Origin of the sequence: Sphingomonas olei, assembly GCF_045369765.1 — a bacterium.
Classification (GTDB): domain Bacteria; phylum Pseudomonadota; class Alphaproteobacteria; order Sphingomonadales; family Sphingomonadaceae; genus Sphingomonas; species Sphingomonas panaciterrae.
In genome coordinates this window covers 90,628-104,528 of record NZ_JBIQEU010000008.1, presented here as the reverse complement: position 1 = coordinate 104,528, position 13,901 = coordinate 90,628, and the positions used below count along the sequence as shown (strand labels likewise).

Genomic DNA, 13,901 nt, shown 5'->3' with positions numbered 1-13,901 from the left:
ACCCCATAGTCCGCGCCGGCGCCAGCGTCATCCCGGCTCAGTAAACCACGACGCTGCGGATGCTCTCGCCCGCATGCATCAGGTCGAAGCCCTTGTTGATCTCGTCCAGCGTCAGGCGGTGCGTGATCATCGGATCGATCTCGATCAGGCCATTCATATACCAGTCGACGATCTTCGGCACGTCGGTACGGCCGCGTGCGCCGCCGAATGCCGTGCCCTTCCAGACGCGTCCAGTAACAAGCTGGAACGGCCGCGTCGCGATCTCCTTACCGGCCTCGGCGACGCCGATGATGATCGATTCGCCCCAGCCGCGGTGCGCCGCCTCCAGCGCCTGGCGCATCACCACCGTGTTGCCGGTGCAGTCGAACGTATAGTCGCCGCCACCATCGGTCATGGCGATCAGGTGCTGGACGATATCGCCGACGTCCTTCGGGTTCACGAAGTCGGTCATGCCGAACTTGCGGCCCCATTCCTCACGATCGGGGTTGATGTCGACGCCGACGATACGCGCGGCGCCAGCGAATTTCGCACCCTGGATCACGTTGAGGCCGATGCCGCCCAGGCCGAATACGATCACCGTCGCGCCCGGCTCCACCTTCGCGGTGTTCACCACCGCGCCAACGCCGGTAGTGACGCCGCAACCGATGTAGCAGCTGGTGTCGAACGGCGCGTCGGGACGGATCTTGGCGACCGCAATTTCCGGCAGGACGGTGAAGTTCGAGAAGGTCGAGCACCCCATGTAATGGAAGATCTGCTGGCCCTTGTAGCTGAAGCGGCTGGTACCGTCGGGCATCAGCCCCTTGCCCTGCGTTGCGCGGATCGCGGTGCACAGGTTGGTCTTCTGGCTGAGGCACGACTTACACTGGCGGCATTCCGGCGTGTACAGCGGGATGACGTGATCGTCGGGCGCGACGCTGGTGACGCCGGGGCCGACCTCGCGCACGATGCCGCAGCCCTCGTGGCCGAGGATCGAGGGGAAGATGCCCTCACCGTCCAGGCCGTCCAGTGTATAGGCGTCGGTATGGCAGATGCCGGTCGCCATGATCTCGACCAGGACTTCGCCGGCCTTGGGCCCTTCGAGATCGAGCTCGACGATCTCCAGCGGTTTCTTCGCCTCGAACGCGACGGCGGCACGGGTCTTCATGGAGCGCTCCTTTGCTGATGCGCCGCCCTTTAGAGAAAAGCCCTAGCCCCCGTCACCCCGCGACAGCCGCAATCCAATGTACGATCAGGCGAGCGCCGCGCGAAGGACGGCGCGGGTGCCGCGATGGGCGACGTCATATTCCACCGTCGTCTGCAGGCTCTGCGCCATCGCGCGGATCAGCTTGGTGCCAACGCCCGTGCCGCCCGGCGAAATTCCGCCCGACATGCCGACGCCGTCATCCTCCACCGCCAGCAGAAATACGTCGTCGCCGTCACGATGGAGCGCCACGCGCACCTCGCCGCTGCCGCTGGGATAGGCATATTTGCAGGCGTTGCTGACCAATTCGGTCACGATCACACCGAGCGATACCGCGCGATCGGTGGGCAGCTGGATCGGATCAGCGACGAGGCGCAGCGCGCGCGGCTGTTCCGCGGTTGACCAGGTCTGGCCCAGTTCGTCGACCAGCGCGCCGAGATATTCGCGCATGTCGACATGCTCGACATCGCCGCCGGTATAGAGGCGTCGGTGGACCTGGGCGATCGCGCTGATTCGCCGCTGCGTGTCTTCGAGGGCCGCGCGGGCGGCCGGATCGGAGAGCGCGCCGGCCTGCAACCGGACCATGGCGGAGACCAGCTGGAGAGAATTGGCCACGCGGTGATTGACCTCGGCCAGCAACGCCTCGAGCCGGCGATTGGACAGGCGCAGCTCCTCTTCGGCCGCCGCCTTCTGCCGTTCGAGCTGCGCGCGGGCGACCACCGCCTTGAACGACGCGTCGAGCAGATCGAAGAAATCGTCGCCGACCGACTTCACGACATATTCCGACGCGCCGGCGCGCAGCGCGGCGACGGCAACGCGCTGTTCCTCCGAGCCGGTCACATAGACGACGCTGGGCGGGTCGGGCAGCTCGCGCAGACGGGCGAGAGTTTCCAGCCCGTCGATGCCGGGCATGTAGTGATCGACCGCGACCAGATTGAACTTCTGCTCGGCAGCGAGGCGCACGCCGAGCTCACCGCCATCGGCGGTCGTCACGTCCCATCCACGACGCGCAAGGGCACGCGACGCCAGCCGCCGAATGCCCTCGTCATCGTCGATGTAGAGAATCCGGTTCATCAGTCGGCGACGTCGGGAACCTGGATCACCGACAGGAACAGGCCGAGCTGACGGATCGCCTGGGCGAAGCTCTCATAGTTCACCGGCTTAGTGATATAGACGTTGGCGCCCAGATCGTAGCAGCGCTGGATCTCGCGGCTGTCGTCCGTGGTGGTCAGCACCACCACCGGCGTGCGCTTCACCGGGCCGTCGGAGCCCTTGATCTTCGCCAGGATGTCGGTCCCGCTCATGTCGGGCAGGTTGAGATCGAGCAGCACCAGCGCCGGGCCGTTCAGCATCGGCCCCTCGGGCGAGTTGAACAGATAGTCGAGCGCCGACGTGCCATCGAGGAAATGCTTGATGTCATTGAGGATGCCGGCACGACGGATGTTCTTTTCGATCAGCCGGGCGTGACCCTCATCGTCCTCGATCATCACGATGCTGACGGATTGATGTGCGTTCATGGTTTTTCCTGCAGGGTCAGCGTCTTTGGAAGCGATACGCGGAAGGTGGCCCCTTCGCCAAGCGCGGACCGCAAGGTGATCGTGCCGCCCAGGCGATAGGCCAGGGCGCGGACATGTGCCAGACCAATGCCCTCGCCGGGCTGATCCTGGATGCCGGAGCGCCGGAAGAGATCGAACACGCGTTCATGGTCGCGCGGGTCGATGCCGCGGCCATTGTCCGCGACCTCGATCCAGATCCGGTCGCCAACCGTCCCGCCGCTGACGTCGACCTCAACGGGTCGATCGGGGCTGCGGTACTTCACGGCGTTTTCGATCAGGTTGGACAGGATCTGCTCCACCGCCACCCGGTCGCAGACGATGCTGGGCAAGGTGCCGCGGATCGTCAGCGTCGCACCGGTTTCATCCAACTTGTGCGCCATCGAATCGCGGATGCTGTCCACCAGCCGCGTCAGATCGAGCGGCTCGGGCGCGAGGACGCGGCGCCCCTGACGAGACAGCGCCAGGATCGCATTGATCAGGCGATCCATCTTCTGCGTCGAGGTGCGGATGAAGTTGATCGATTCCGGCAGATCCTCGCGCGCGGCGAGCCTTGCGTCCTCGGTCAGAAGCTCGGGCGCCTCGGCCTCCACGCTGTCGACCAGCGCGCCCAGCGCAGTGGTGGCCGCCTCCAGCTCCGAGGTGAAGCCCATGACGTTGACCAACGGCGAGCGCAGGTCGTGGCTGACGATATAGGCGAACCGCTGAATCTCGTCGTTCGCGCGCGAAAGGTCCGCCGTGCGATCGACCACGATCGCCTCCAGGCTTTCGTTCAGCTGCTGAAGCTGTTCGCGCGACTGCGTCAGATCACTGGTATAGCGGACGACGACCAGCAGCGAGGCGATCGCAACGGCCAGCAACAGCAACCCGGCGACGGTGAGCACCGAGTAGAACAGGTTGATGCCGCGTTCCTGCTGGCGATCACGCTCAATCAGGAGGACGCGTTCCTCCTTCGACATGGTGTCGAAGATGTCGCGTATTTCGCGCAGCCGTGCCGCGCTCATCTCCTCGCGGAATTCCGCGTTCGCCTGCGCGACCTCGCCATTGGCGACCAGATCGACCGAGCGTGCGCGCAGATCGAGCAGCTGCGACAACTCGCCTTCCAGGCGCGTGATGTTCGCCTGCTGCTTGGGATTGTCATAGGTCAGCTGGCGCAGCCGCTTCGCGGACCTCGGCAGCGCATTGGCAGCCTCGCGATAGGCCTGCAGGAAGCCGGGGGTCTCGGGCGCCAGGATATAGCCGCGACGGGTGGTTTCCCCCTGCTCGATCAGCCGCCGCATGTCAGCGATCGCCAGTTCCACCTCATAGGTGTGCGACACGGCCGCGCTGTGCCGGGAGAATTCGCGCGTCATCCAGGCGGCGGCAATGCCCGCGGCGATCAGCGCAACGAAGCCCACCGCCATGAAGGCGATGAGCACGCGTCCGATCCGCCCTTCGCCGACGGCGAAGCCTTGCCCCTTTTCCGCTACCATCGTTGATGCGTCTAGGGACGTGCCGCCAGGAACACCAGAGCCGCTGCCCTATGATGGATCAAAGAAGGAGGTCCTGCGCGCTCATCCGACCGACCATCCCGCCGCCCCGGCGCCGCGCCAGTTCGGTTTCCGCGGTGAAGCGGACATCGGGATCGCGATCGGTGAGGAACTTCACGAGGCTTTCCTCCTCGATCTCGTTCCACGGCTTGCCGCGATCGGCACCGAAGCGAACGCGCGGCAGGAGCGCGGGGATGCTCGACCATTCGATCAGCTGGGCAACGCTCGTCTCGTTCAGCTGATCGCGCAGATGATGGGCGGTGACATAGGCGTCGGGAAAGGCACGGTGCGCCGGCAGCCCGCGTTCATGCTCCAGCCCGTCGGGCTTGCGCCAATAGCGCAGCACCTGGTTGGAGAAACTGGGGCTGTCGGGCCACAGACGCAGCGCGCATTTCCAGGTGCAGATCCATTGTGCGCCGTGAGTCATCGCCGGGGTGCAGAATTGCTGTTCGAAATCCGCCCGGTGCGCCGCCAGCGCGACGCGCCGGGGATAGGGATCAAGCACCGCGCGCGCGACATCGTGCCACCAGGGCGCGTCGGCGACATCCTCGTCACGGATATGGTGGATCGCCTGGGTGATCGGGGGCATCGAGCGGCCCGGATTGACCAGCCGGCTGCCGCCCTCCCCGTACAATTCCCAGCGGCCGTCGGCGCCCAGCGCGACATCCTGCCAGCCGATCTCGCACACGCCATGGGTGGGTGGGGCGTTGCCGGTGGTCTCCAGGTCGATGACGCGAATGATGCTGGGTTGCTGACGCATGGACCCCATGTGGAGATTGCGAGGGTTCCTGTCATCACCTGCGTGTCAGCCGCGCCGACGCCGGGCCGGGCGGCGCGCCCTGCGGCGTCACGCTGTGAGGCGGTGCGGGGCTGAACTCAGGCGCGCGACACGCCGCTTTGCGCCAGTTGCGCGTCGATCGCCGCGATCAGTCGGCCGAGCGCCTCCTCGTCGCGTGCCTCGGCCCGCGCGGTCAGCATCGCCTGGGTATTGGAGGCACGCAGCAGCCACCATCCGTCCGGCGTCGTCACGCGTGCGCCATCGGTGCGGTCGACCTGCGCGCCTGCGGCGGCGAGCCGGGCAAGTACCTCCTCGACGACCGCCTCGCGGCGATCCTCCGCCACCGGGAAGCGCAGTTCCGGGGTGGAGACAAGATCGGGCAAGGCATCGCGCATCGCGCTGAGCGACACGCCGCTTTCGGCGACGGCGCCGATCAGCGCGACTGCCGCGTAGAGCGCATCGTCATGCCCGCCCAGTTCGGCGAAGAAGATATGCCCGCTCATCTCCCCGGCGAGCGGGGCGCCGACCTCATGCATCATGGTCTTGATGTTGCTGTGGCCGCTTTTCCACATCACCGGCCGGCCACCGAGTTCGGCAATCCGGTCGAACACCGTCGCACTGGCCTTTACATCGGCGACGATCGGCGCGCCGGGCGCGGTGCGCAGTACCGATTCCGCCAGGATCGACAGCAATTGGTCGCCCGCGATCACCCGCCCGTGCCCGTCCACCACGCCGATGCGATCACCGTCGCCATCAAAGGCGAGGCCGACGTCGAGGCCCTTGTCCGCCACCAGCGCGCGCAGGGCGGCGAGGTTTTCCTCCTCCGTCGGGTCGGGATGATGATGGGGGAAGCGGCCATCGACGGCGGTGAACAGCAGATGATGCTCGCCCGGCAGTGCCGCCGTCAGCCGCTCGATCGCCGGCCCGGCCGCGCCATTGCCCGCGTCCCAGCCGATGCGGAACGACGGCAGGTCGCGGCCGCGGGCCAGCAGGATCGCGACATAATCGTCCAGCACGTCGGCCTCATCGACCGTGCCGCTGCCGCTCGCCAAGTCACCCTCCGCCGACAGAAGCGCCAGCGCCTCGATATCGCGGCCGAAAAAGGGGCGATGGCCGAGGACCATCTTGAAACCATTGTCGTCGCCGGGATTGTGGCTGCCCGTCACCTGAATGCCGCCGTCGACCGCGGCGTGGCGCTCTGCATGATAGAGCATCGGTGACGGGCCGATGCCGATGCGCAGCACATGGATGCCGCTTTGCGTCAGGCCACGGACCAGGGCCTCCTCGAGCATGGGGGAGGACAATCGGCCGTCGCGCCCGACCGCGATGCGGGTGCCGCCGCGCTGGGCGACGATCGTTCCGAACGCCCGGCCGATCGCGGCTGCATCGTCGGCGCCGAGATTGCGGCCGACCGTGCCCCGGATGTCATATTCCCGCAGGATGGAGGGGCACAGGCGATGGTTCATCGCGCCAGCCTAGAGAGGGGCGACCCGGACCGCCATGGCCCGTCGCCACGGACGGTCCCAAGATTGGGCACGTTCCGGCGCGCCGGCGTCAAGGCGCGCCACATGGGGGCCGGGCGGGCGGGCATTTCGCTATGCCGCCCGGCGGGGGTGTCCGGCGCGACCTGCACGCCGGCCCTTCCCTTATCGGCCGGTCTGCTTCTGCGCAGCCGGATCGACCGACGGCGCGCCGCTTGCCGGCGTCGCGGCATTGGCGATGTCACCGGTTTCGCCGCGCACGTCGGTGGCGACCGCGTCGACCGCATTGGCCGCTTCCGGCGCAGCGCCGCCAGCGCCCTCGACCGCATTGCCGCCGTCGGTGGCCGGTGCCTCGCCCGCCGCCGGTGCTGCCGGCAGCGGCAGGTTCGAGCCCTGCTGGTTCATGTACAGGATCAGATTGGCGCGATCCTGCGGGTTCGACAGGCCGGCAAAGGTCATCTTGGTGCCCGGCGCGAACTTACGCGGGCTGGTGAGCCACGCGTTCATCTTGTCGAAGTCCCAGTTGCCGCCGACCTTCTTCAGCGCATCGGTGAAGGCAAAGCCGCCGCGGCCATGCGCGACCGGATCGCCCATGATGGCGTACAGGTTCGGCCCGATGCCGTTGGCGCCACCCTGGTTGATGGTGTGGCAGGCAGCGCACTTCTTGAAAACGTCGGCGCCCTTGGCGGCATCCGCGCTCGCCAGCAGGGTCGCGATCGGAACCTCGGCCGCGCCGCCGCCGCCAGCCTCCTCGGCTGCTTCGATCGGGTAGCCCTGCTTCTCCACTTCGCCCGAATGGAAGATCATGCCACCGGCGATCGACAGCCCCAGCGCGGCGCCACAGGCAGCAAGAACCCAGCCTGCAATCGTGTTGGTGCGATCATCCATTGTCTAAGGTCACCCCTCCAAAGTCGTGCGTCCATAGAAAAGCCCTTGGCGAACGGCAAGCGCTTGAGACGAACAAGATCGTCGCTTAGCGGTCAGAACGATGGAAAACTTCGCAGCGCCAGCCCGTCCGATCGTCGCCAGCATGATCGCGGCCGCCGAAAACGCGCCCGAACGAACGGTGGCTTTTCAGGGAGCTCCGGGCGCAAACAGCCATGTCGCGGTGCGCGAAGCCTTTCCCGACGCGCTGCCGCTGCCGTGCTTTTCGTTCGAGGATGCGATCGACGCGGTGAAGCGCGGGATCGCCGATCGCGCGATGATCCCGATCGAGAATTCGCTGCACGGGCGCGTCGCGGACATCCACTTCCTGCTGCCCGAATCCGGGCTGGTCATCACGGGCGAGCATTTCCTGCCGATTCGCCACGCGCTGATGGGGGTGGGCGAGCGGGCCGATGTGCGCGAGGCGATGAGCCATCCGCAGGCGCTGGGGCAATGCCGCCACTGGCTGAAGGCGCATGATATCCGCCCCGTGGCCTATCCGGATACGGCGGGCGCCGCCGCCGAGGTGGCGGAGCGCAACGTGCCGTCGATCGCCGCGCTCGCCCCGCCCGCGGCCGCCGACATCTACGGGCTGAACCTCCTCGCCACCGACATTGCCGACGCGGATCACAACATGACCCGTTTCGTGGTGCTGGCGCGTGGCGGCAAGCCGCCGGTCGGCGACGGGCCGTGGATGACGACGTTCATCTTCGAGGTGAAGAACGTGCCTGCCGCGCTCTACAAGGCGCTGGGCGGCTTTGCCACCAACGGCGTCAACATGACCAAGCTGGAAAGCTACCAGCGCGGCGGGACCTTTGCCGCGTCGGATTTCTACGCCGATGTGGAAGGGAAGCCCGGTGACCTGAACTTCGACCGCGCGATGGAGGAACTGGGCTTCCACACCAAATGGGTGCGCGTGCTGGGCACCTATCGGCAGGCGCGCAAGCGCGGCTGAGCCGGGCGGCTTGCGTCCTGCCGCGCCTGTCGTATCACAAGCAACGACATGGCGTGGGGGTTGATGATGCGGAAGATGTTGCTTGCTGGCGTGGCCTTCACTGTGGCGGCCAGCGCCGCTGCGCAGATGCCGGCCCCGCCGCGGCCGGCGAAGAAGCCGCATCAGGTCACCTCGCCCAATGGCACGCGGACCGACGAATATTACTGGCTGCGCGACGACACCCGGAAGAACCCGGAAATGCTCGCCTATCTGAACGCCGAGAACGGCTACACCGATGCCGCGCTCGCGTCGCTGAAGCCGCTGCAGGACCGGTTGTACCAGGAGACGGTCAGCCACATCAAACAGGACGACAGCAGCGTCCCCTATCGCAAGAACGGCTATTGGTATCAGACGCGGTTCGAGACCGGTGCCAATTACCCGATCATCGAGCGCCGCAAGGGCGAGAAGACGGCGCCGGCCGAGATCCTGTTCGACCAGCCGGCGATGGCGAAGGACCGCAGCTTCTTCGCGCTGAGCGACTGGCAGGTCAGCCCGGACAATCGCCTGGTCGCCTATGCCGAAGATACCGTCGGCCGCCGTCAGTACACGCTGAAGGTGAAGGACCTCGCCACCGGGCAATTGCTCAGCGACACGATCACCAACGCGGAGCCCAACATCGTCTGGGCCGGTGACAATCGCACGATCCTGTATGTCGCCAAGGTTCCGACCACGCTGCGCGGCTACAAGGTGATGGCGCACGTCCTGGGCACGCCGGTGGCGCAGGACAGGCTGCTCTACGAGGAGAAGGACGACACGTTCCAGATGGGCATCGGCCGCACCACGGACGATCGCTTCATCTGCGTCTTCGTCCAGTCGACCGTCAGCAACGAGCAGCGTTGCGCGCCCGCTGCGACCGCGCCGGCCAGTTTCCAGACGATCGCGCCGCGCAAGCGCGATCTGCGCTATTCGGCCGATCACATGGACGGCCGCTGGATCATCCGCACCAACCTCAACCACAAGAATTATACGCTGATGACGGTGGCCGACGATGCGGTCGCCGGCGGAACGGCGGCGTGGAAGGCGCTGACGCCGGCCAGCGACACCGTCTTCATCGAGGATTTCAAGCCGTTCGCCGGCTTCATCGCGATCAACCAGCGCGAGGGCGGCAACCGAATGATCCGCCTGCTCGATGCCGCGGGCACCTCAATCCCGGTCAAGGCGGACGAACCCGCCTATCGCATGACGCTGGACGTCAATGAGGAGCCGGACACGCCGTGGGTGCGCTACACCTACGGATCGCTCGTCACACCGACGACCACCTATGAGGTGAATGCGAAGACGGGCGAGCGCCGCGTGCTGAAGGTAGCGCCCGTTCCCGGCTATGATCCGGCCAATTATGTCACCGAGCGGGTCTGGGCGACGGCGCGGGACGGCACCAAGATCCCGGTCAGCCTGGTGTACAAGAAGGGCGTGAAGCGCGACGGCACCGCCCCGCTCTTCCAATATGCCTATGGCAGCTACGGATCCTCGACCGATCCGTCGGTCGATCCGGGCCGCATCGGCCTGCTCGATCGCGGTGTCGTCTATGCCATCGCGCACATCCGCGGCGGGCAGGAAAAGGGCCGCCAATGGTATGACGACGGCCATCTGCTGAAGAAAAAGAACAGCTTCACCGACTTCATCGACGTGACGCGCCATCTCGTCGCGCAGAAATATGCCGCCAAGGACCGTGTCGCGGCGATGGGTGGTTCGGCCGGCGGCCTGCTGATGGGCGCGGTCGCGAACATGGCGCCCGAGGATTACAAGGTGATCGTCGCTCAGGTGCCGTTCGTCGACGTGGTGACGACGATGCTCGACGCCTCGATCCCGCTCACCACCTTCGAATATGACGAATGGGGCAATCCGGCGCAGAAGCAATATTACGATTATATGCTGAGCTATTCGCCCTATGATCAGGTGGCGGCGAAGAATTATCCGTCGATGTACGTCGGCACCGGGCTGTGGGACAGCCAGGTGCAATATTACGAGCCGGCCAAATGGGTCGCCCGCCTGCGCGAGAAGAAGACCGACAGCAATCCGTTGCTGTTCCGCGTCAACATGGAGGCGGGCCACGGCGGCAAGTCCGGCCGCTTCGAACGCTATCGCCAGAACGCCGAATGGGGCGCGTTCGTGCTGCAGCAGCTGGGCGCCGCGGAATAACGGCGCCGTTCCTGCCATCATCCCGGGCCAGCCCCGGGGTGATGGCCGGGCATCATCCCTACGCTGCCCAGCGGGTCAGCAGCGTATGGGCGATCGCGTAGTTCGGCGGCGCCACGAACGGTCCGTCGCCGGCAAGCGCGGCGCGCACCTCGTCACGGGTGAACCATCCCGCCGTTTCCAGCTCATTGTCGTCCAGCGTGATCGCGTCATCGTCGGCGATCCCGATGCAGGCGATCATCAGCTGTGAGGGGAAGGGCCAAGGCTGGCTGGCGACATAGCGCACGCCGGAGACGCTGACGCCGGCCTCCTCCTGAATCTCGCGCGCGACCGCTTCCTCGATCGATTCGCCCGGTTCGAGAAAGCCCGCCAGCGCCGAATAGCGCCCTGCCGGCCAGCTCGGCTGGCGCCCCAGCAGCGCGCGGCCGTCATGTTCCGCGATCATGATCACCACCGGGTCGACGCGCGGGAAATGCTCGGTCGCGCAATTGCCGCACTTGCGCCCCCAGCCGGCGCGGAAGGATTCGGTCAGCGTGCCGCAATTGGCGCAGAAGCGATGCCGCGCGTTCCAGTCGAGCACCGAACGCGCCATGGCATAGGTCGCGGCCTCACCCGCCTCCAGTTGGTCGAGCGCGCGGAACAGCGCGGGGGAGCGGAGCGGCGGCGCCGGCACGCCCTCGGGCGCGGCGGCAAAGCGCGGCCGGCCCTCGTCGAAGCCGAGAAGCACGATATGGGCGTCGTCGGGCGCCTCGGTCACCATCGTCCAGCCGAGGCGGCCATCCTCGGTGATCTCCGGGTCGTAACCATCGAGCTTCAGCAGCCGCGCGCGCCAGTCGCCCATCGCGGCGGCGAATGCCTCGGCGTCGTTGCGATGGTCGGCGACTCGGCTCAGCGTGCCGCCGGTAAAGCCCGGCATTGCCTGTGCCCCGCTCACTTCGCGCGCATCCGCATCGTGTCGCGGGCAAGCGCCGCAGGGATGCTCTGCCGCAGGCCCCATTTCTCGGCCGGAAAATATTGCACCATCACCGTGCCGCGCATCTTTCGCGCCGGATCGACCCAGGCGATCGTGCCCGCCGCGCCGCCCCAGCCGTAGGTGCCCTTCGACGGACCACCGTTGGGCGCGTCCTCCAGATAGACCGATCCGCCAGCGCCAAAGCCCATCTTGGCCGACATGGCGCCGCCGGTGCCGCCGCCGATGCCACCAAAGGCAACGCCCGCCGGCAACAGGTTGGACATCGCCAGCGCCGCCGTCTCCTGCTTCATCACCTGCTTGCCGTCCAGCGTGCCGTCGTTGCTGAGCATGTGGAGGAAGCGGTCATAATCGCGCGCGCTCGATACCAGGCCCGCGCCGCCATAGGGAAAGCTCGGCGGCTGGAGGTAGACCGAGGTCGCACCCGGATCGATCGGGGTGCGATTGTCGCCAACGAACACGTAATTGGTCGACAACCGCCCCATCTCGCTCGCCGGCACGCTCCAATAGGTGGAGGTCATGCCGAGCGGATCGAGCAGCCGCGTCTGGACGAAGCGGTCGAACGGCATGCCGCTCGCTTTCTCGATCACCGCGCCCATCACGTCGAGGCCGATCGAATAGACCCATTTGGTGCCCGGCTCCGCGATCAGTGGCACGCTGGCGACGCGGTTCGCGAACTCCGCCAGCGTGGCGGGGCGCGTGGTGCGTGCCTTCGCCTCCAGCTGCGTGTTCACCTGCGCCGGCAGGATGCCGAGCCGCTCATATTCCTTCAGCAGCGGGCCCTTGGCCGAGATATTGTAGCCGAGGCCCGCCGTGTGGGTGAGGAGGTTGCGGATCAGGATCGGGTTCTTTGCCGGCACGCTGTCCAGCGACGTGTCGGGGCTGGTCAGCACCCGCATGTTGGCAAAGCCGGGAATGTATTTGCTGACCGGATCGTCTAGGCTGATCTTGCCGTCCTCCACCAGCAGCGTCGCGGCGATGCCGGTGATCGGCTTCGTCATCGAATAGATGCGCCACAGGCTGTCCGGGCCGGCGGCGGGCGCATTGGCGCCGTCCGCGATCTTCCCGGCTGAGACGAACTGCGTGGGGAAATCACCAATGCCGAACGCGCCGACGATGCCGGGCATCTTGTTCGATTGGACCAGGCCATCGAACAGCGCCTGCGTTTCGGTCAGCAGCGGATTGCCGCGCTGTGCGCCGGTTGCGGGTGCGGGTTGCGGGCTGGGCTGCGGGGCAGGCTGGGCTTGCCGGGCGGAGCCGACTCCCGCCGCCAGCGCCACTGCCGCCACTGTTCCGAACAGCCACTTGCCCCTCATCATTCCCTCCCTATCGCCGCCGCCGCTTTGGCGAACACCGTCGGCAATCCAGCGCCGGCGAGTTCATCCACCGGCCACCATTCGCCATCGGCCGACGCTGAATGCGCGTCCAGCCGCGCGACGGCAAGCGCGAGTTCCAACGTGAAGTGGGTGAATCCATGGGCGACACTTTGGTTCAGCATCACCCAATCGGTCGCCGCCGGCGCACCGTTGAGCCCGGGCTGGCTGTCCTCCCACGGCCCGGTCGGCAGCGCCCGCATGCCGCCGAGCAGGCCCTTGGCCGGGCGGCGCACCAGCAACACCTCGCGGCTGCCGCCTGCGCCCTCGCGCTCCAGCCAGAAGATCGTGCCGAACCGCGCCGGTCGCGCCTTCTTCGCCGGCTTCACCGGGAACGCTTCTTCCTCGCCCGCGGCATGGGCGGCGCAATCCGTCGCCAGCGGGCAGAGCAGGCATTTCGGGCGCCTGGGCGTGCAGATCGCCGAGCCGAGGTCCATCATGGCCTGCGCGAAATCACCCGCCCGGGCGTCTGGCGTCACCGTCTCCGCCGCGGCGCGCACGGCGGGCTTCCCGGCGGTGCGGAACAGCCGCGCCACCACCCGTTCGACATTGGCGTCCACCACCACCGCGCGGCGGCCAAAAGCGATCGCCGCCACCGCCGCCGCGGTATAATCGCCCAGCCCCGGCAGCGCGCGCAGCGCCTCCTCGGTATCGGGCAGCGCGCCGCCATGATCGGTCGCGATCGCGCGGGCCGCACGCACCAGGTTGCGGGCGCGGGCATAATAGCCGAGCCCCGCCCAGGCGGCCATCACCTCCGCCTCGTCCGCCGCCGCGAGGCTCGCCGCATCCGGCCAGCGCGCCACCCACGCCTCGAATCGCGGGCGCACCGTTGCCACCGTCGTCTGCTGCAGCATCACTTCGGACAGCCACACGCGATAAGGGTCGGGCCGCTCGCCCGGCGCCGCGCGCCACGGCAGCGTGCGGCGATGACGATCGTACCAATCGAGCAACTTGTCGGCGATCGAGCGCTTGGCGTCCACGTA

General features: G+C 67.1%; 12 protein-coding genes. 2 read left to right on the top strand and 10 right to left on the bottom strand.

What is annotated here, in order from left to right:
* Positions 1–37 precede the first annotated feature (37 nt).
* The 7 genes from ACH0BU_RS10915 to ACH0BU_RS10885 all read right to left on the bottom strand — a co-directional run bounded on the left by ACH0BU_RS10915 (position 38) and on the right by ACH0BU_RS10885 (position 7,409).
* Positions 38–1,144, bottom strand: a complete 1,107-nt coding sequence (locus ACH0BU_RS10915; protein ID WP_136450829.1) for an S-(hydroxymethyl)glutathione dehydrogenase/class III alcohol dehydrogenase — start codon at positions 1,142–1,144, stop codon at positions 38–40.
* Between the two features lie 84 nt (positions 1,145–1,228).
* The gene (locus ACH0BU_RS10910; RefSeq protein WP_046409848.1) at positions 1,229–2,254 is read right to left on the bottom strand and encodes a sensor histidine kinase; all 1,026 of its coding nucleotides are present in this window, start codon (positions 2,252–2,254) and stop codon (positions 1,229–1,231) included.
* Complete coding sequence (locus tag ACH0BU_RS10905; RefSeq protein WP_125946616.1) at positions 2,254–2,697, bottom strand: response regulator; 444 nt, start codon at positions 2,695–2,697, stop codon at positions 2,254–2,256. Before ACH0BU_RS10905 ends, ACH0BU_RS10910 begins: the two co-directional genes overlap by 1 nt.
* Positions 2,694–4,205 (bottom strand): sensor histidine kinase, encoded by a 1,512-nt coding sequence (locus ACH0BU_RS10900; RefSeq protein ID WP_125946615.1) that lies wholly within the window; start codon positions 4,203–4,205, stop codon positions 2,694–2,696. The genes ACH0BU_RS10905 and ACH0BU_RS10900 overlap by 4 nt, the downstream gene beginning before the upstream one ends.
* A 58-nt stretch (positions 4,206–4,263) precedes the next feature.
* The gene (locus ACH0BU_RS10895) at positions 4,264–5,022 is read right to left on the bottom strand and encodes an exonuclease domain-containing protein (protein ID WP_296218632.1); all 759 of its coding nucleotides are present in this window, start codon (positions 5,020–5,022) and stop codon (positions 4,264–4,266) included.
* 116 nt (positions 5,023–5,138) lie between these two features.
* Positions 5,139–6,506 carry a phosphoglucomutase/phosphomannomutase PgmG gene (gene pgmG, locus ACH0BU_RS10890; protein ID WP_046409841.1) on the bottom strand — a complete coding sequence of 456 codons (1,368 nt, stop codon included), beginning with the start codon at positions 6,504–6,506 and terminating at the stop codon, positions 5,139–5,141.
* Positions 6,507–6,686: 180 nt separating this feature from the next.
* A complete protein-coding gene (locus tag ACH0BU_RS10885) occupies positions 6,687–7,409 on the bottom strand; it encodes a c-type cytochrome (RefSeq protein WP_125945931.1) in 723 nt (240 codons plus the stop codon).
* Between the two features lie 100 nt (positions 7,410–7,509).
* Between ACH0BU_RS10885 and ACH0BU_RS10880 the strand changes: the two genes are divergently transcribed.
* Complete coding sequence (locus tag ACH0BU_RS10880) at positions 7,510–8,400, top strand: prephenate dehydratase (RefSeq protein WP_136452093.1); 891 nt, start codon at positions 7,510–7,512, stop codon at positions 8,398–8,400.
* 66 nt (positions 8,401–8,466) lie between these two features.
* Entirely contained in the window at positions 8,467–10,578 is a 2,112-nt protein-coding gene (locus ACH0BU_RS10875) for a S9 family peptidase (RefSeq protein WP_500264025.1), read from the top strand.
* Between the two features lie 58 nt (positions 10,579–10,636).
* On the opposite strand, the gene nudC is transcribed toward ACH0BU_RS10875, so the two are convergent.
* Genes nudC through ACH0BU_RS10860 form a run of 3 tightly spaced genes read right to left on the bottom strand, consistent with a single transcriptional unit; the run spans position 10,637 to position 13,898 of the window.
* Positions 10,637–11,491 (bottom strand): NAD(+) diphosphatase, encoded by an 855-nt coding sequence (nudC, locus tag ACH0BU_RS10870; RefSeq protein WP_046409833.1) that lies wholly within the window; start codon positions 11,489–11,491, stop codon positions 10,637–10,639.
* Between the two features lie 14 nt (positions 11,492–11,505).
* Positions 11,506–12,861, bottom strand: a complete 1,356-nt coding sequence (locus tag ACH0BU_RS10865) for a serine hydrolase domain-containing protein (protein ID WP_500264024.1) — start codon at positions 12,859–12,861, stop codon at positions 11,506–11,508.
* On the bottom strand, positions 12,861–13,898 hold the full coding sequence (locus ACH0BU_RS10860; protein WP_500264023.1) for an A/G-specific adenine glycosylase: 1,038 nt from the start codon (positions 13,896–13,898) through the stop codon (positions 12,861–12,863). Before ACH0BU_RS10860 ends, ACH0BU_RS10865 begins: the two co-directional genes overlap by 1 nt.
* Positions 13,899–13,901: the final 3 nt, after the last annotated feature.